The following is a 17,198-nucleotide window of genomic DNA, read 5'->3' as shown; positions in this document are numbered from 1 at the left end:
CAGCGATGCGGCATGGCTGACGCTGAACGTCAGCAGCTCCACATCCTCAGACCGGAGCCCACTCCGGTTCGTCCGCCCCGAGCTCGCGCGCCGGACCCGCCCACGACGACGGGCCGCCGGGCATGACGACGGCGGGCGGCGGCACCTCGACGCGGCCGAGCGCCTGAGTGACCGCCTCGACGGCGGGCACCCGGTTCGCGTCATCGAGGCCACCCACCGGACCCGACCACAGCCACTCCGCCGTCCGCGCCAGCGCCAGCTCGCGTACCGACCCGCCGACGGTCGACCGCTCCGCGAGACCCAGCAGGGCGGAGGCGGCGGCGAGGTAGCCGGTCGCGTGGTCGAGCGCCTGGGCCGGCAGCGCGCCCGGTCGGCCGTCGTCGCGGGCGCAGGCGACCGCGATCCCGGACGCCGCCTGCACGATGCTGTCGAACCCGCGGCGCCCGGCCCACGGCCCGGTCCAGCCCCAGGCGTCGAGGAGGACGACGACGAGGTCGGGACGTCGCTCGAGCAGCTCCTCCGGGGCGAGGCCGAACCGGTCGAGAGCACCGGGCCGGTAGCCGGTGACGACGACGTCGGCGGTCTCCGCCAGCGCGCGCAGCCGGGGGTCGGCGGCGTCGAGGATCGTCGTTCGCTTCCCGAGGCCGGTGTCGGCGTGCTGGGCGGGGATCTCGGGCAGGTGCGGCGGGTCGACGCGCAGCACGTCGGCACCCGCCAGGGCGAGCGTCCGGGTGGCGACGGGACCGGCGATCACGCGGGTGAGGTCGAGGACGCGGAACCGACGGCCAGGGGGTGCTCCCGCGCGGCCGGTGCGGCGGATCGTCACCAGCGGTTCGGCGGCGACGGCACGGCCGGGTCCCGACGACGACCAGGTGGTCCGGTCCCGGACGGCGACCGCGATCCCGCCCGCGGCGGCGACCGCGTCCTCCACCTCGAGCGCGGGCCGGGCGGCGATCGCGGCGGCCAGCTCATCGGGACCGGCGTCGTCGGGAAGGGCCAGCGCGGCGAGCAGGCGCGCACGGTGGTGCGGGTAGTTGGCGTGCGTGCGGATCCAGCCGCGCGTGCCTCCCCCGTCGCTCCGCTCGCCCAGGCCGGCAGTCCAGAACCCCGACAGCGGCGCGAACCCACCCGGCGCCTCGCCGTCGAGGCGCATCAGCTGGTCGGCGCGGAACGAGCTCCCGATCCGGACCGGGTCGATCTCGGGCACCGGAGCGCCCCGCAGCAGTGCCGCCGCTCCGGCCGCGACGCCGACCGAGGCCTGGGCGAGCGCGTCGACGGGCAGCGGCGAGGCGAGGCCGGTCGAGTCGCCGCGCCACGGGACCGACGGCGGCGGGCCGGGCGCGTCCAGCCTGGTCCACAGATCACGCAGTGCGACGTCACGTGCCTCGATCACGGACCGAGGATGCGGCGTCGCTGACGTCCAACGCCAGCGACGCCGCATCGCTGACCTCCCGGGTGGGGCACCATCGACGCTATGAGTGACCTCCGGGAGCGGCTCGTCGCGGCGGTCGGTGCCGCGCACGTCCTCGACGGCACCGACGACGCGGCGCGCGACCTCGCCCACGACGAGGCCCTCGCCGTCGGGCACGGCACCCCCGCCCACGTCGTCCGGCCGGGCAGCACCGCCGAGGTCGCCGCGATCGTCACCGCGGCCCGCGAGACCCACACCCCGCTCGTCGCCCGCGGCGCCGGTACCGGGCTCTCCGGCGGCGCGAACGCACCCGACGGCGCCGTCGTGGTCGCGTTCGACCGCATGACCGCGATCCGCACGATCGACACCACCGATCACGTCGCCGTCGTCGAACCCGGGGTGTCCCTCGAGCAGCTCGACGCCGCGGCCCGGGAGCACGGGCTCACCTACCCGGTCCGCCCCGGCGAGCAGAGCGCGAGCCTCGGCGGCACCGTCGCGACCAACGCCGGCGGGATGCACGCGGTGCGCTACGGGGTGACCCGCACGCACGTCGTCGGGCTCGAGGCGGTGCTCGCCGACGGCAGCGTCGTCCGGACCGGCGGCCGACTGGCCAAGATCTCGGCCGGCTACGACGTCACCCAGCTGCTCACCGGGTCCGAGGGAACGCTCGCGCTCGTCACGGAGGTCACCGTCCGCCTCCAGCCGCATCTGCCCGTGCGGCGGACCGTGCTCGCGCCGTTCCGGGACCTGGCGACGACGACGGCCGCCGTCGCCCGCGTCGTCGGGAGCGGCCTCGCGCCGGCGCTCTGCGAGTACCTCGACGACCCGACGATGAACGCGATCTGCACGGCCGCCGACCTCACGCTGGGCATCCCCGACGACGTCCGCGCGGCCGCCGATGCCTACCTGCTGGTGGAGCTCGTCGGACGCCGCGAGGACCGGGTCGAGGAGGACCTGACCGAGCTCGGAACGCTGCTCACCCAGCGCGGGGCCGTCGACGTCTACGCATTGCCCGACGGCTCCGCGCGCCGCCTGGTCGCCGCCCGCGAGCAGACGTTCTGGACGATCAAGGCGCGCGGGGCGGACGAGATCGTCGACGTCGTCGTGCCCCGCTCGGCGCTGGCGGAGTTCCTGGCGCGGGCCCGCGCGGCCGGTGAGCGGCACGGGTCGCGGGTGCTCGGCTGCGGGCACCTCGGCGACGGCAACGCGCACCTCGCGGTCTTCCAGCCCGACGACGAGGCGCTCCACGCGACGCTGCACGAGGTGCTGGCGGCGGGGACGGCGCTGGGTGGGGCGGTGTCCGGGGAGCACGGGGTCGGGCGGGCTAAGGCCGGCGCGCTGGCCGAGCTCGGCGACCCGGGCGCACTCGCCGTGATGCGGCGGATCCGGGCGGCGCTCGACCCGGACGGGCTGCTCAACCCCGGAGCCGGGCCGCCCTGAGGATGCGGAGTTCCTGACGTCCGACGTCAGCAACGCCCCATCGCTGACACCGGCACCACCCTGGCGAAGATCCGACAAAGACGGCACCATGCGTGGTCACGTCAGCACGGACCGACGCCGACGCGGTCTCCTCGGTCGGGCGCCCCGTGCGCAGGAGGTGCCACCCGATGCTCCGACGACCCCCGACGCGGCGCGAGACGGCCTGGGCGGTGGTCGGCCTCGTGGCAATCGTGCTGGTGAGCACCTACGCCGTCCTCTTCTGGACGAACTGGCCTGCCGCCCCGGTCCGGAGCGGGCTCGTCGTGGGCCTCATGGTCGTGGGGCTGCTCGTGTCGGTCCCGTTCGTCCGGGCGGACCGGGCGGATCCGCCCGCGAACCTCGGGCTGGTCGACGTCGAGCGGTCGGCCCGGTGGCCGCTGCGCCGCGAGCTCTGGGCCGGGCGTCCCGGACCGGTGGAGCTGCGCCGGTACGCGGTCGGCTGGGCCACCCGGAAGATGGAGTGGCCGGCGCGGGGTCCGACGCAGATCTGGCTCGGGGGCTGGTTGATGGCGCAGAACGCGAGCTACGGGCGGCCGGACAGCGACGCATGGGTGTGGCTGATCAGCGTCCTGCCGCTGGTCCTGGTGGCCACCGGCGTCGTGTCGCTCGTCCTGCGCCGGCGGGCCGAGCAGGTCGTCGACGCGCTCGAACGGGAGAGCGACCACGAGGAGGTGCCCGCCGACCGCTGAGCACGCCTCAGCGGACCTGCAGGGCCGGCCGGTCGGGGTGGTCGGCGAGCACGACGAGATCGGCGAACGCGGCCGGGTCCACCTCCGCGGCGTAGCGCGCGTACGCGGGCAGCGTCCACGCGTCGGTCTCCGGAGTGTTCCGCGCGAGCGCCCCGGCCGAGAGCGACACGTGGATCTCCATGTCCGCTGGCAGCCCGCGCCCGAGCAGCAGCGGGCCGTCGACGAGCACCACGGCCCCCGGCGCGAGGTCGACCCGGGCGTCCCGCACCGCGCGGTCGGTCTCGACGTCCCACAGCCGCGGCAGCACCGGGTCCCCGACGGCGGCGGGCGCGAGCACCTCACGCACCAGCGCCCCCGCGTCGAGCCAGTCGTCGTAGAACGAGTCCGGGTCGGTGCGGCCACGCTCCAGCCGCAACGACGCCGGGCGCAGGAAGTCCCACGCGGACACCCGCAGCACCGCCCGCGACAGCGCCTGCAACCGTTCGACGAGCCCGTCGGCCCACCGGTCGGGGCGGGCCGCCGCGGCGCCGTCCACGAGGACCCGCACCGCACCCCGGGCCGAGCCCGATCCGCCGTCGGGACCCGACCCGCCGTCCGGCACCGGCCGCGCGTGGATCTCCTCCGCGAGCTGGTCGAGCAGGGCGTCGGGCGTGAGCGGGCGGATGGACGGGCTGGTCATCACCGTCCAGGTTCCCAGGCGCGCGGGCCTCAGGCCTGGGCGACCGGCCCGTCCCCGACCCGCGCCGACTCGCCCGCCACGACCGGGACCGACGCGTGCTCCTCGGAGTGCTCGTCGTCGGAGTCCGGCGGCCGCGGGTGCATCAGCAGGAGCGCGATCAGCGAGACCACCGCGCAGGCGATGATGTAGATCGCGATCCAGAAGAAGTTCCCCGTCGCGGCGAGGATGGCGGCGGCGATCAACGGCGCCGGCCCGCCCGCGATGACCGAGGCGAGCTGGTAGCCCAGGCCCGCCCCGGTGTAGCGCACCCCGGTACCGAAGCTCTCCGAGATCAGGGCCGCCTGCGGGCCGTACATCATGTCGTGGAAGACGAGCCCGAGGATCATCCCGAGGATCACGAGCCCGCCGACGCGGGTGTCGAGCAGCCAGAAGTACGGGAAGGCGTAGAGCCCGGTGAGCACCACCCCGGCGCCGTAGACCACCCGGCGGCCCACGCGGTCGGAGAGCCAGCCGAAGAACGGCACCGACACGATGCCGATCAGCGCCGCGACGATCAGGTAGAGCAGCAGGTCCGTCTGGGCCAGCTTCAGCTGCTTCGTGCCGTAGACCAGCACGAACGACGTGAACAGGTAGAACGGCGCCTGCTCGGCGGTGCGCACGAACATCGCCTTGAGCACGTCACGCCACTGGTACCGGAAGGTGTCGATCAACGGCATCTTCACGACGGCGCCGCGGGTCCGCAGCGCCGCGAACGCCGGCGACTCGAGCACGGTCAGCCGCACGAACAGCCCGATGCCGATGAGCACGATCGAGGCGATGAACGGCCAGCGCCACCCGCCGTCGAGGAAGCCCGGCCCGGAGAAGAAGTAGACGACGGCGGTGCCCAGGGCGAGCCCGATGGGAACGCCCGCCTGCGGCCAGGCGGCCATCAGCCCGCGCTGGCGCCGGGTGCCCCACTCCATCGACATGAGCACCGAGCCGCCCCACTCGCCGCCGACCCCGATGCCCTGCAGCACCCGCAGCAGCGTGAGCAGGATCGGCGCCCACACGCCGATCGCGGCGTAGGTCGGCAGCACCCCGATCAGCACCGTGGCGCCGCCCATGAGCAGCAGCGTGACGATCAGCGAGTACTTCCGGCCGATCCGGTCGCCGTAGTGCCCGAAGATCGCGGCGCCGATGGGGCGGGCGGCGAACCCGACGAACTGCGTCGAGAACGCCAGCAGCACGCCGCCGGAGGCCGAGTTGTTGAAGAACAGCGGGCCGAAGACCAGCGCGGCCGCCGTGTTGTAGAGGAAGAAGTCGTACCACTCGATCGTGGTGCCGACCGTGCTGGCGACCACGGCGCGTCGCTTGATCCGCCGGCGGGCGGCCGGATCGGACAACTGGGATGCCGAGGCGCTGGTTGCCATGGCCGAAGATGGTGCGCGTCACACTCGATCCGGGCAAGGCTCCAGTTCACTCAGCGGAACGGTCAGATCACGGAGAAGCGATCGGTGAGCTTCTGTCCATCCGACCGAGTGATGAGACAGGACACGAGGCGTCCACCGGACGACCCAGCGCCCGCGCCGTTCGGGTCATTGAACGTTGCTGCGTCCGGCACGATCGCGGCGACCCGGAGATCGGACCGGTCGACGCCGCTCGCGTTCGGCGCCACCTGGCCCGAACTGGCCACCATGGCGCAGAAGGATCGTCCGAACGCCGCCATCGCGTCGTCGCCCGGGTACGTGACCTGCCGGCTCTCGTTGAGCGGCGTCGTCGAGCCGACCACCTCGACGTCGTGCGGGTCGCCGCAGGGCGTGTTCGAGCCGCTCGAGTAGGCCGCGCCGTCGCCGAGCGTCCCGCTGGCGCACTGGCCGTCGAAGAGCGAGAAGTCCGGGAGGTCGCCGCCCGGTCCGTAGGTGAAGACCTCGGGCTGCGACGTGAACGGCCGCCAGCCCCCGACCAGGGCGCCGACGGCGAACACGACGACCACGAGCACGACCGCGGCCGCCCCCAGCTGGAGGCGGCGGTCGCGGAGGACGGGCGGGACGGCGCGCAGGGTCAGCTCTCCTGCTGCACGTGCAGGGCGGAGCGCTCGGCGCCCTCGGTCGGCCATTCACCCTCGACGTCCGCAGCCTCGGAGCCGTCGATGTCGTCGACGGAGTTGGCGGGGTCGTCCACTGACTCGTCGAGGTCCATCGCGGGGGTCGCGGCGACCGGGCGCGCGGGCGGCTCCTCCGACTCGACGTCGGGCTCCTCCTGCGGGATGCGGTAGGCCAGGGTGTCCTGGTCCTCGGCGTCCTGCGTCCCGCCCAGCCGGACGTCACGGCTGTAGCCCTCGGCGGTGTCCATGCCGTCCTCGAGCGGGTCGGCACCCATCCGGTCCTCGTCGAGGACCAGCGACGGCTCCGCGTCCAGGGCGCTCGTGTCGTTGTCGACCACGGCCTCGGCCTGCTCGGCGTACTGCTCACTCACGGGTGGTGGCTCCTGTCCTGCCTCGACCGGGGAGACGACGCGACCCGGCCACGGATGCATGGTGCACGGTCGGACGAGCGTTCCCGGCGGCGGGGCCGGTCATGCGTCCGGCAGGGGGAGATCCCCGTCAGCGGTGGTGACCGTGCCCGTGGCCGTGCCCGCCACCGGCCTGCGCGTGGGCGATCATGGCGCGCTCCCACGCCTGGGCGTACGCCTGCTCCCAGGCCCGCATCTGCGCGGCCCGCGCCCGCATCGCCGCCGCGTAGGCCTGCATCCGGGCATCGCGGTCGGACGGCGCCTTCGTGGTCGGACGGCTGCGGGTGGTCGGCGCCGCGGTCTCGGCGGCGGGACTCGGCGTCGTGGTCACCACGGGCGGCGCCGGGCTCGCGGGCACGATCGGGGCACCGACGGCGGGCGGGGCCAGCGTCGCCGCGGCCCCGGCGGCCGGGGCCAGCGACGCGGCGGCCGAGGTGACCTCCGGCTCGCCGCCGCCGGAGAGCGAGAGCCCGACCGCGGCGGCGCCGACGGCGAGGGTCCCGGTCACCCCGGCCAGCACGAAGCGACGCCGGCGCGGGGCGGCCGCGGTCTCCTGGTCCTGCGCACGCGCCAGATCCAGGGCCAAGGGGCCGCTGGAGGGAGCGGCGAACGGATCAGTCGGAAGGCTCATCAGTGGTCCTATCGGGTCAACGACGACCATCGTTACCCATCCGTGATCGCGGCACCAGGTCGAGTGACGGATCGGCTATCCCTGGATGCGCCGTTCCTGCCCGCCCCACTCCTTGTTGCGCAGCTCGAACTTCTGAATCTTGCCGGTGGAGGTCTTCGGCAGCTCGGCGACGATCTCGACGTCCCGCGGCGCCTTGTAGCGCGCGATGGCCGTCTTGACGTGGGAGATGATCTCCTCCGGCTCCGCCTTCTTCCCCTGCCGGAGGATGACGAAGGCCTTCGGCCGCTCGCCCCAGCGCTCGTCGGGGACCCCGACGACGGCGGCCTCGAGGACGGCGGGGTGCGCCAGCACAGCCTGCTCCACCTCGACCGTCGAGATGTTCTCGCCGCCGGAGATGATCACGTCCTTGGCGCGGTCGCGGAGCTCGACGTAGCCGTCGGGGTGCATGACGCCGAGGTCGCCGGAGTGGTACCAGCCGCCGGCGAAGGCCTTCGCGGTGGCGTCGGGGTCGCGGAAGTAGCCCGACATGACGTTGTTGCCGTGCATGACGATCTCGCCCATGGTCGTGCCGTCGGCCGGGACGTCGACCAGGTCGACCGACGCCCAGTCCGTGACGTCGTCGCCCATGACCTGGACCACCCGCACCGCGTCCGTCTGGATCATCCCGACGCCCTGACGGGACTGCAGCCGGGCGCGCCGGGTCGGCTCCAGCGCCGCCCAGTCGTCCTGCCACTGACACACCGTGTACGGGCCGTAGGTCTCGGTGAGCCCGTAGACGTGAACCACCCGGAACCCGAGGCGCTCCATCTCGAGGATCGTCGTCGGGCTGGGCGGGGCGCCCGCCGTCGTGACGACGAGGGCGTAGTCGAGGATGCGCGCCTCGGGCGCGTTCATGATCGTCGTGACGACGGTGGGGGCGCCGTTGAGGTGGGTGACGCGGTGCTCGTCGATGAGGCCCCAGATGGCGTCGCCGCGGACCTCTCGCAGACAGACGTGGGTGCCGCCGATCGCGGTGAGCGCCCACGGGGTGCACCAGCCGTTGCAGTGGAACATCGGCAGGGTCCAGAGGTACACGCTCGACGGGTCGTGGTCGGAGTGCACGATCTCGCCGAGCGAGTTCAGGTAGGCCCCGCGGTGGTGGTACTGCACGCCCTTGGGCCGGCCGGTGGTGCCCGAGGTGTAGTTGATCGAGACGGTGCCGCGCTCGTCGTCGACCGCCCAGGGCAGGTCCTCGCCGTCGTCGCCGCGGGCCAGGAGGTCGGCGTAGGTCGGATCCGTGACCGTCGACCCGGCGTCGGGACCCTCCGGATCGACGTGGACGACGATCTCGCGGACGGTCTCGAGGTTCTCCCGGATCGGCTCGACCGCGCCCAGCAGCGCGGAGTCGACGACGAGGACCGTCGCGCCGGAGTGGTCGAGGATGTAGCGGACCTCCTCGGCCGAGAGCCGGGTGTTCACCGCGACGAGCACCGCGCCGGCGAGCGGTACCCCGAAGTGCGCGTGGAGCATCGCCGGGACGTTGGGCAGCAGGCAGGCGACGCGGTCGCCGGGCGCCACCCCGGAGGCGCGCAGGCCGCGTGCCAGCCGCTGGGCGTCCCGGGCGAACTCCGCATAGGTCCACCGCGCGGCGCCGTGGATGATCGCGGTCTTGTCCGGATAGACCCCGGCCGAGCGGCGCAGGAACGACAGCGGCGTCAGTTGGGTGATCCAGGTCATAAGGCACAGCCTAGGTGAGTGGAATCGGTCGTCATGGCGACCAAATGCGTTCACATGCGCTCTCGAGCGCCGTGACGACCGCCTCCGAATCCTCGCCCGCGAGCACCCGGCGTCGTGCCTCGAAGTACAGGACCCGGAAGATTCCCGCCAGGCGCGCCGCCTCCACCCGGGCGGGAACCTCGTCGTCGGATTCCGCCACCAGCACCGCGGCCAGCGCGTCCTCCTGCTCGAGCATCATCGTGCGCTCCCGGGTGCGCAGCGCCGGGCTGGCCTCGACGGTGCGGGCGAACTCGAGCCCGACGAACGCCAGCGCGGGCCAGCGCTCCTCGAGCCGCCGTCGGTACACCGCCGCCACGGCCTGCTCCGGCGTGCTCCCGGCCGCCCGCTCCGCCACCGCGTCGGCGAGCAGCGCGATGATCTCGGGCGCCCGGTCGAAGAGCAGGTCCTCCTTGAGCGCGAAGTAGTTCGTCACGGTCATCTTCGCGACCTCGGCCCGCTCGGCGATCTGCGCGATCGTCGTCGCCTCGAACCCCTGCTCGACGAACAGCCGCGTCGCGACGGCCGCGATGTGCGTCCGCGTCGCCTGCTTCTTGCGCTCCCGGAGCCCGGGGCCCGCCGTCGTCATACGGCCAAGCTTAAAGCATCAACCCATTTTTATGCTTGACCTTTTCGTAGGTCGAGCCTAATTTCTTCCGCATGGACGTCGCCGTGAAAGAACCCACCACCTCGGGAGGCCTCGGCGCCACGCTCGTCCCGCTCGTCGTCGACGTGGCGCTGCCGCTGACGGCGACCCTCGCCGTCTCCCACCTGGGGTTCGGCACCGTCGCGTCGCTGACCGCGGGCGCGGTGGTCCCGGTGACCCGCACCGTCGGCTCGCTGGCGTTCGGTCGGCGGCTCAACCGGCTGGCCGCGCTGATGCTCGCGACGTCGGTCGCAGGCATCGTCGGCGGCCTGATCGTGGGCGACCCGCGCCTCATCGTCGCGAAGGACGGCCTGGTCAGCGCGACGATCGCGGCGGCGATGCTGCTCTCGACGCTGCGCGGGACGCCGATCATGTCGGCCGGGCTGCTGCCCTGGATCACCCGCGGGGACCCCGCGACGATCGCGGCCTGGGAGCGGCTCTCGGCCGGCTCGGCCCCGTTCCGCCGCCTCGAGCGCCGCTACACCGCGGTGTGGGGCTGGGTGCTGCTGACGGACTGCGTCGGGCGCGCGGTGGCGGCGTTCCTCGTGCCCGAGGCCTGGCTGACCTGGATCGGCGGGGCGGTGACCGTCGCCGCGATCGTCGTCGCCGCGGTCGTCAGCGGGGCGCTCGTCGTCGAACGACTCACCGAACTCATCGAGGCCGACACGGCCGGAACGGAGGCGGCATGACCGCGACCCCTGACCACGACGTGCTCGTCTCCGGCGGTGGACCGGTCGGGCTGATGGTCGCTGCCGAGCTCGCGCTCGCCGGCGTGGACGTCGCCGTGATCGAGCGCCGCACCGAGCCGGACACCACGATCAAGGCGGGGGCGATCGTCCGCTCCGCGGTGCACGCCCTGGATCGCCGCGGGCTGCTCGACGCGGCGCTCGCGGTCCAGCAGCGCGTGATGGCGGAGTTCACCCGGGCCGCCCCACGCCGCTCCGGCCCGCCCACCGGCGGTCACATCGCCGCGTTCCCGCTGCGCCTCGACCTGCTCGACGTTCCCGAGGACGGTCCCGACGACGGCCCGATGCCGTTCATGGTCGTCATCCCGCAGCACGAGCTGGAGACGATCCTGCGCGACCGGGTGGCCGAGCTCGGGGTGCCGGTGCACCGGGGTGTCGACGTGGTCGGCATCGAGCCCGACGACGCCGGCGTCACCGTGGGCCTCTCCGACGGCGGCCCGCGGCGCGCGGCATGGCTGGTCGGGGCCGACGGCGGGCGCTCGGTCGTGCGGCAGGCCGCCGGCATCGGCTTCCCCGGCACCGACCCGGAGATCACCGGGCGGCAGGCGCTCGTGGAGCTGGCCGACGCCGACGACCTCGAGGGCGGCTGGCACCACGGTCCCGACGGCGTGTGGTGCCTCGGCCCCGCGCCGGGGCGCATCCTCACCGTCGAGTTCGACGGCCCGCCCGCCGACCGCGACGCCCCCGTCTCCGCCGAGGAGCTCGAGAAGTCGCTGCGGCGGGTCACCGGGTCGCGGGCGCGGGTCACCGCGGTGCACAGCGCCACCCGGTGGACCGACAACGCCAGGCAGGCCTCGGCCTACCGGGCGGGCCGGGTGCTGCTCGCCGGCGACGCCGCCCACGTGCATCCGCCTTTCGGTGGCCAGGGCCTCGGCCTGGTCCTGTCCGACGCGATGAACCTGGGCTGGAAGCTCGCGGAGGTGGTGCACGGGACGAGCGGGGAGGAGCTGCTCGACACCTACGACCCCGAGCGGCGCCCCGCCGGCGAGGCCGTCCTGGAGCTCACCCGGGCGCAGGTCGCGCTGATGCGCCCGGACCCGAAGACGCTCGCGCTGCGGCGGTACGCGGCGGATCTGCTGAACACGCACGTCGGCGTCAACGCCGCCGCGGCGCTGCTGGCCGGGCCGGACGTGCACGCCCCGATCGCGGGGTCGGACGACGACCCGCTGATCGGCCGGCTCGCGCCGGAGGTGCGGCTCGACGACGGGCGCCGGCTCGCGGAGGTCGCGCGCGACGGCCGGTTCACGCTGGTCACCGACGGGACGGTGGCCGGTCCGGGCGACGGTCGGACGACCACGGTGCGCGCGTCCGGGGTCAGGCCGATGCTGGTGCGTCCGGACGGGGTCGTGAGTAGGTGCGCTCCGCGCTCGTGAGCACAAATTGATGCCAGGGCCTCAATTTCTGCTCACAGGGCCGAAGGCCACCTAGGTCGCATACTCCGGTGGCGCGTCCGAGCCCGGGGCCGTCGGCAGGCCGGCCGCCTCCCACGCCCGGTACCCCCCGACGACGTCGGTGGCCCGGTGGATCCCGAGGTCCTGCAGCGCGGCGGCCGCGAGCGAGGACGTGTAGCCCTCGGAGCACAGCACCACCCAGGCCACGTCGTGGTCGCATGCCTCCGGGATGCGCGCGTCCGACGCCGGGTCGAGGCGCCACTCCAGGTGGTTGCGCTCGATCACCACCGCGTCCGGCACGGTCCCCTCGGCCAGCCGCTGCCAGCCGGGCCGGATGTCGACGAGCCGCGCGCCGGCGCCCACCGCGGCGGCCGCGTCCTCCGGCTCCAGCCGGGTCAGGCGGGCGCGCGCCGCGGCGAGCACGTCGGCGATCGTCGTCATCGGAGGACCTCGCCACCCTCCGGCGACGCACCCGGCTCCACCAGTTCGGAGCGGGTGCGGGTCAAGTTGCCCCGGTCGACGTCGTAGTAGGACATCGTCGACAGCGGCGGCGAGTAGGCGTGGACGCTGACGGCGGGCTCGGGGCGCCGGTTCGACACGTCGTGCACGTGCCCCAGCGGGAAGGCTGCACCCGAGGACGCACCGAGCGTGCGGCGGCGGAGCCCCGGCCCCGACGCGGCGAGCTCCTCCGGGGTCACCTCGTGGTCCTCGGCGCGCCCGGAGCTCCAGCGCCACTCGGTGAGCTCACCGCGCACGACGGTGAGCGCGCCGATGGAGCCGCCGTGGTCGTGCAGCTCGGCGGCCTGCTCGGTGGTCCAGCTGATCAGCCAGACGTCCAGGTGGGGGTCGGCGTGCAGGCGCCGCGACCAGCGGGCGGTGTGGTCGACGCGGACCTCGTGCATCCCGGCGACCACCTCCGCGGCGACCTGCCGGGTGATCGCGGTGAGGTCGGCGAGGCTGGCGGGCGTCGGCCCGTCGTGCCAGCGGCGGCGGTCACCGCGGAGGGTGCGGGGGAGGAAGGGGAGGGTGGCGGGGGCGTCGACGCGTGCCTCGGTGCGAGCGACGGCGGAAGTCATGGCGGGACGAATCCTCGAGGTGACGATCGGCCGATACCGGCCTTCAGGACGCTCCCCGGGGGCCTGGCCGCGTGGGGAGCGGGGACTCGTCGTCAGCGACAGCGCTGGTCGAACACGTGCGCACGCCGACCCACCCAGAACGGGTCGAGCTCCTCGCGGCGGATCACGTCGTCATTTCATCACGGTCCGGCCCGCTCGTCACCCGCGGGGCCCTGTGCGCTCCGTGAGGACCGCTGACCAGCACCGTCGCGCTTCGGAAGGACACTGTCGGGGGACGGACCTAGCCTGGATCGCGTGCCCGACCCCGCCTCTGCCGAGGCTCCCACCACCCCCAGCACGGAACCCGCTCCCCGCGACACCGCTCCCGACACGCCCCGCGACCCCGAGCGCGGCTGGGTCCGCCGCCTCTCCCGCGACTGCTGGCGCCACCGCGGCCTGACGGTCGCGTCGATCGGTTCCTCGACGCTCGGTGTGGGCCTGGAGTCCGTCGGTCCGCTGCTGGTGGCGGTCGCGGTCGACCGGGCCGTCAAGGGGTCGACCGCCGGGCTCGGGCCGATCGTGGCGGCCGTCGCCGCCCTCGCCGTCGTGAAGTTCGCGATGGCGTTCACCCGGCGCTACCTCGGGGGCAAGCTCTCGCTGACGGTCCAGCACGACCTGCGACGCCGGGTGTTCCGGTCGATCTCGCACCTCGACGGCCCGCGCCAGGACGCGCTGCGGACCGGGCAGGTGGTGTCGCGCGCGAACTCCGACCTGCAGCAGGTCCAGGGCCTGCTCGGGATCGTGCCGTACTCGGTCGGCACGCTCGCGCAGGTCGTCGTCTCGGTCGTGATCATGGCGTGGCTCTCACCGCTGCTCACGGTGGTCGCGCTGATCACGCTGCCGGTGGCGCTGGTGTTCACGACGGTGATGCGACGGCGGCTCTTCCCGGCGACGTGGTCGGCCCAGCAGCGGGCCGCGGAGGTCGCGCAGGGCGTCGAGGAGACCGTCACCGGCGTCCGGGTGGTGAAGGGTTTCGGGCAGGAGGAGCGGGAGACCGACCGGCTCGCCGGGGTCGCCGGGCGGCTCTACGGCGAGCGGCTGCGGGCGGCCCGGCTGACCGCCCGGCTCACCCCGACGCTCTCCGCGCTGCCGACCCTCGGCCAGCTCGTGGTGTTCGCCCTCGGCGGCTCGCTGGCCCTCTCCGGCCAGATCACCATCGGGACCTTCCTGGCGTTCACCACCTACATCGCCGCGCTCATCGCCCCGGCGCGCATGGTCGCGGCCGTCGTCGTCACCGGGCAGCTCGCCCGCGCCGGCGTCGAGCGGGTCTACGAGCTCATCGACTCCCAGCCCGACATCGTCGACCCGGCCGACGCGATCGAGGTCCCGGACGGCCCGGTCGGTCTCGAGCTCGACGACGTCCGGTTCGGCTACGCGCGCAGCGAGCCGGTCCTCGACGGCGTCACGCTGGCGGTGCGTCCCGGGGAGACCCTCGCGGTGATCGGGACGGCGGGCTCGGGCAAGTCCACGGTCGCGCTGCTGGTCCCACGGTTCTACGACGTGCAGGGCGGGGCCGTGCGGGTCGGTGACCACGACGTGCGGGAGCTCTCGCTGACCTCGCTGCGCCGGGCCGTCGGGGTGGTGTTCGAGGAGGCGTTCCTCTTCTCCGACACGGTGCGCGCGAACATCGCCTACGGATCCCCGGACGCGACCGACGAGCAGGTCCGGGCGGCCGCGGCGGCAGCGCAGGCGGACGAGTTCGTCCGCGAGCTGCCCCAGGGCTACGACACCCGGGTCGGCGAGCGCGGCCTGACGCTGTCCGGCGGGCAGCGCCAGCGCGTCGCCCTGGCCCGCGCCCTGCTCTACGACCCCCGCGTGCTGGTGCTCGACGACGCGACCAGCGCTGTCGACGCCGCCACCGAGGCCGCGATCGGCGAGACGCTGCGCGCGGTCACCGCCGAGCGCACCACCCTCGTCATCGCGCACCGTCGCTCCACGCTCGCCCTCGCCGACCGGATCGCGGTGCTCGACGAGGGCCACGTCGTCGACGTCGGCACCGCGGCCGAGCTCGCGGCGCGCTGCGACCTGTTCAACGCACTGCTCGCCGGGCCGGGCGAGCGGATCGACGAACCCGGCCCGGCGCGCATCGACACCGCCGTGTCCTCCCCCACCCACCCAGGTCCGGACGGGACGACGCCGTCGCTCTGGCCCGACCCGGCCGAGGTCCCCGTGGACGCCCCGCCCGGCGACCGCGGCGCCCCCGACCCCGTCGCGGCCGGGCTCGACGGCACCGTCTCGTCCCGCGAGATGCAGGCCGCACTGGCGACGCTGCCCCCGGCCGAGGAGCGTCCCGACCTGCACGGCGAGGACCCGACGGCGCCCGACCCGCACTTCCGGCTCGCCCGCCTGCTGCGCCCGGTGCGGCTCGCCCTCGCCGGGGTGATCGGGCTGGTGGCCCTCGACGCACTGGCCACCATCGCGTTCCCGTCGCTGGCACGGCTCGCGGTCGACGGCGGCATCAACGGTCACGCGCCGTCGATCCTGGTCCTCGCGGTGGCCGTGGGCCTCGTGGTGGTCGTCGTGGACTGGATCGTCGTGTTCGCCCAGACCGTGCTCACCGCCCGCGTCGGCGAGAGCAGGCTCTACCTGCTGCGGGTGCGCAGCTTCGCCCACCTGCAGCGCCTCGGGCTCGACTTCTACGAGCGCGAGCTGGGCGGCCGGATCATGACGCGCATGACGACGGACGTGGACGCGCTCTCGTCGTTCCTCCAGACCGGGCTGGCCCAGGCGGTCGTCGCGCTGCTGACCGTCGTCGGGGTGGCGGTGGCGCTGCTGGTCACCGACGTGGAACTGGCGCTGGTCGCGCTCGCGGCGATGCCGATCCTGGTCGTCGCCACGGTGATCTTCCGGCGGTTGTCGTCGGTCGCCTACGCCGAGGCGCGCGAGCGGGTCAGCGTGGTCAACGCCGACCTGCAGGAGAACGTCGCCGGGCTGCGGGTCGCGCAGGCCCACACCCACGAGCGGGTCTCGGCGGCACAGTTCGCCTGGAACAGCGACGCCTACCGCCGCGCCCGGATGCGGGCCCAGCGGCTCATCGCCACCTACTTCCCGGGCGCCAACCTGCTCTCCGACCTCGCGCAGGCCGCGGTGCTCGGCGTCGGCGCGGCTCGGGTGGCGAGCGGCGACCTGTCGTCGGGGATCCTGGTGGCGTTCCTGCTCTACCTGTCGATGTTCTTCGGCCCGGTGCAGCAGCTCTCCCAGGTCTTCGACGGCTATCAACAGGCCCGCGTCGGCCTGACCCGCATCTCCGAGCTGCTCCGCACCCCGACCTCGGTACCCGCCCCGGCCGACCCGGTCGCGGTGGGGACGCTGCGCGGCGACGTCGAGCTGCGTGACGTCTCGTTCTCGTACAAGGGAGCTGAGACGCCGGCGCTGTCGGAGGTGTCGCTGCACGTTCCGGCCGGGCGCACCGTCGCCCTGGTGGGCGCCACCGGCGCGGGGAAGTCGACCGTCGTCAAGCTCGTCGCGCGCTTCTACGACACGACGACGGGGTCGGTGCTCGTCGACGGCGTCGACGTGCGCCGCTACGACCTGTCCGGGCTGCGCCACCGCCTCGGCGTGGTGCCGCAGGAGGCACACCTGTTCGTCGGGGACATCGCCTCGAACATCGCCTACGGCCGGCCCGACGCGAGCCCGGCGGAGGTCGAGGAGGCGGCGCGGCGGGTCGGGGCCCTCGACGCCGTCGCCGCGCTGCCCGCCGGGTTCCGGCAGCCGGTCGGCGAGCGCGGCGGCGGGCTCTCCGCCGGGCAGCGCCAGCTGGTGGCGCTGGCCCGGGCCGAGCTGGTCGACCCGGCGCTCCTGCTGCTCGACGAGGCCACCGCCGCGCTCGACCCGGCCACCGAGTCGGCGGTGCTGGCCGCCGGCGACCGGGTCGCGGCCCGGCGCACCACCTTCGTCGTCGCCCACCGGCTCGCCACCGCGGCCCGCGCCGACCGGATCGTCGTGCTCCACGGCGGGCGTATCGTCGAGGAGGGGACCCACGAGGAGCTGCTGGCGGCGGACGGGCGCTATGCCCTGCTCTGGCGGACCGGAGCGGCGACCGCGGACGACGCCGAGGAGCTCGTCGAGCGCGACGGCGTCACCCGGGCGGGCACTGCCGTCGCATGAACCGGTGCAGTGGGCAACAGGGCCGCCACCCGCGCGCACCCCGGGGTCTAACCTGGTGCCGT

15 protein-coding genes are annotated in these 17,198 nt (G+C 74.3%); 5 read left to right on the top strand and 10 right to left on the bottom strand.

The annotated features are described in order from the left end of the window. Positions 1-46: 46 nt before the first annotated feature. Positions 47-1,393 (bottom strand): CoA transferase, encoded by a 1,347-nt coding sequence (locus LQ327_RS29500; protein ID WP_230739605.1) that lies wholly within the window; start codon positions 1,391-1,393, stop codon positions 47-49. A gap of 81 nt (positions 1,394-1,474) precedes the next feature. Here LQ327_RS29500 and LQ327_RS29495 point away from each other — a divergent pair, with 81 nt between their 5' ends. Continuing rightward, the gene (locus LQ327_RS29495; protein WP_230739603.1) at positions 1,475-2,851 is read left to right on the top strand and encodes an FAD-binding oxidoreductase; all 1,377 of its coding nucleotides are present in this window, start codon (positions 1,475-1,477) and stop codon (positions 2,849-2,851) included. A gap of 167 nt (positions 2,852-3,018) precedes the next feature. Then, positions 3,019-3,579, top strand: coding sequence for a hypothetical protein (locus LQ327_RS29490; protein ID WP_230739601.1), 561 nt, complete (start codon positions 3,019-3,021; stop codon positions 3,577-3,579). Positions 3,580-3,586: 7 nt separating this feature from the next. Here the strand turns inward: LQ327_RS29490 and LQ327_RS29485 are convergent, their stop codons facing one another. The 7 genes from LQ327_RS29485 to LQ327_RS29455 all read right to left on the bottom strand — a co-directional run bounded on the left by LQ327_RS29485 (position 3,587) and on the right by LQ327_RS29455 (position 9,720). After that, positions 3,587-4,258 carry a nucleoside/nucleotide kinase family protein gene (locus LQ327_RS29485; RefSeq protein ID WP_230739599.1) on the bottom strand — a complete coding sequence of 224 codons (672 nt, stop codon included), beginning with the start codon at positions 4,256-4,258 and terminating at the stop codon, positions 3,587-3,589. A 29-nt stretch (positions 4,259-4,287) separates the two neighbouring features. Beyond that, positions 4,288-5,667, bottom strand: a complete 1,380-nt coding sequence (locus tag LQ327_RS29480; protein WP_230739597.1) for an MFS transporter — start codon at positions 5,665-5,667, stop codon at positions 4,288-4,290. Positions 5,668-5,729: 62 nt separating this feature from the next. Next, positions 5,730-6,236: a hypothetical protein gene (locus LQ327_RS29475; protein ID WP_230739595.1), complete on the bottom strand. Its 507-nt coding sequence runs from the start codon at positions 6,234-6,236 to the stop codon at positions 5,730-5,732. A gap of 62 nt (positions 6,237-6,298) precedes the next feature. Beyond that, positions 6,299-6,712, bottom strand: coding sequence for a hypothetical protein (locus LQ327_RS29470; RefSeq protein ID WP_230739593.1), 414 nt, complete (start codon positions 6,710-6,712; stop codon positions 6,299-6,301). 127 nt (positions 6,713-6,839) lie between these two features. Beyond that, entirely contained in the window at positions 6,840-7,379 is a 540-nt protein-coding gene (locus LQ327_RS29465; RefSeq protein ID WP_230739591.1) for a hypothetical protein, read from the bottom strand. 75 nt (positions 7,380-7,454) lie between these two features. Continuing rightward, a complete protein-coding gene (locus tag LQ327_RS29460) occupies positions 7,455-9,095 on the bottom strand; it encodes an acyl--CoA ligase family protein (protein ID WP_230739589.1) in 1,641 nt (546 codons plus the stop codon). Positions 9,096-9,126: 31 nt separating this feature from the next. Next, a complete protein-coding gene (locus LQ327_RS29455; RefSeq protein ID WP_230739587.1) occupies positions 9,127-9,720 on the bottom strand; it encodes a TetR/AcrR family transcriptional regulator in 594 nt (197 codons plus the stop codon). Between the two features lie 71 nt (positions 9,721-9,791). Here LQ327_RS29455 and LQ327_RS29450 point away from each other — a divergent pair, with 71 nt between their 5' ends. Together LQ327_RS29450 and LQ327_RS29445 are read left to right on the top strand one after the other, a co-directional pair. Further along, positions 9,792-10,466, top strand: a complete 675-nt coding sequence (locus LQ327_RS29450) for a VC0807 family protein (protein WP_230739585.1) — start codon at positions 9,792-9,794, stop codon at positions 10,464-10,466. Continuing rightward, positions 10,463-11,896, top strand: coding sequence for an FAD-dependent oxidoreductase (locus tag LQ327_RS29445; RefSeq protein ID WP_230739583.1), 1,434 nt, complete (start codon positions 10,463-10,465; stop codon positions 11,894-11,896). The genes LQ327_RS29450 and LQ327_RS29445 overlap by 4 nt, the downstream gene beginning before the upstream one ends. Positions 11,897-11,947: 51 nt before the next feature. On the opposite strand, the gene LQ327_RS29440 is transcribed toward LQ327_RS29445, so the two are convergent. Next, positions 11,948-12,355: a rhodanese-like domain-containing protein gene (locus LQ327_RS29440; RefSeq protein ID WP_230739581.1), complete on the bottom strand. Its 408-nt coding sequence runs from the start codon at positions 12,353-12,355 to the stop codon at positions 11,948-11,950. Then, positions 12,352-12,990, bottom strand: coding sequence for a cysteine dioxygenase (locus tag LQ327_RS29435; protein ID WP_230739579.1), 639 nt, complete (start codon positions 12,988-12,990; stop codon positions 12,352-12,354). The genes LQ327_RS29440 and LQ327_RS29435 overlap by 4 nt, the downstream gene beginning before the upstream one ends. A gap of 294 nt (positions 12,991-13,284) precedes the next feature. Here LQ327_RS29435 and LQ327_RS29430 point away from each other — a divergent pair, with 294 nt between their 5' ends. Further along, positions 13,285-17,136, top strand: a complete 3,852-nt coding sequence (locus LQ327_RS29430) for an ABC transporter ATP-binding protein (protein WP_372460780.1) — start codon at positions 13,285-13,287, stop codon at positions 17,134-17,136. Positions 17,137-17,198: the final 62 nt, after the last annotated feature.

The organism is Actinomycetospora endophytica (genome assembly GCF_021026375.1).
Lineage (GTDB): Bacteria > Actinomycetota > Actinomycetes > Mycobacteriales > Pseudonocardiaceae > Actinomycetospora > Actinomycetospora endophytica.
Note: the sequence above shows the minus strand (reverse complement) of the source record. Positions and strands in the feature narration are given on the sequence as shown.

Excerpts from the sequence above, each read along its gene's own strand:
- LQ327_RS29495 (WP_230739603.1), top strand. The coding sequence starts at position 1,475 with ATGAGTGACCTCCGGGAGCGGCTCGTCGCGGCGGTCGGTGCCGCGCAC.
- LQ327_RS29490 (WP_230739601.1), top strand. The coding sequence starts at position 3,019 with ATGCTCCGACGACCCCCGACGCGGCGCGAGACGGCCTGGGCGGTGGTC.
- LQ327_RS29485 (WP_230739599.1), bottom strand. The coding sequence starts at position 4,258 with ATGACCAGCCCGTCCATCCGCCCGCTCACGCCCGACGCCCTGCTCGAC.
- LQ327_RS29480 (WP_230739597.1), bottom strand. The coding sequence starts at position 5,667 with ATGGCAACCAGCGCCTCGGCATCCCAGTTGTCCGATCCGGCCGCCCGC.
- LQ327_RS29465 (WP_230739591.1), bottom strand. The coding sequence starts at position 7,379 with ATGAGCCTTCCGACTGATCCGTTCGCCGCTCCCTCCAGCGGCCCCTTG.
- LQ327_RS29460 (WP_230739589.1), bottom strand. The coding sequence starts at position 9,095 with ATGACCTGGATCACCCAACTGACGCCGCTGTCGTTCCTGCGCCGCTCG.
- LQ327_RS29455 (WP_230739587.1), bottom strand. The coding sequence starts at position 9,720 with ATGACGACGGCGGGCCCCGGGCTCCGGGAGCGCAAGAAGCAGGCGACG.
- LQ327_RS29450 (WP_230739585.1), top strand. The coding sequence starts at position 9,792 with ATGGACGTCGCCGTGAAAGAACCCACCACCTCGGGAGGCCTCGGCGCC.
- LQ327_RS29445 (WP_230739583.1), top strand. The coding sequence starts at position 10,463 with ATGACCGCGACCCCTGACCACGACGTGCTCGTCTCCGGCGGTGGACCG.
- LQ327_RS29440 (WP_230739581.1), bottom strand. The coding sequence starts at position 12,355 with ATGACGACGATCGCCGACGTGCTCGCCGCGGCGCGCGCCCGCCTGACC.
- LQ327_RS29435 (WP_230739579.1), bottom strand. The coding sequence starts at position 12,990 with ATGACTTCCGCCGTCGCTCGCACCGAGGCACGCGTCGACGCCCCCGCC.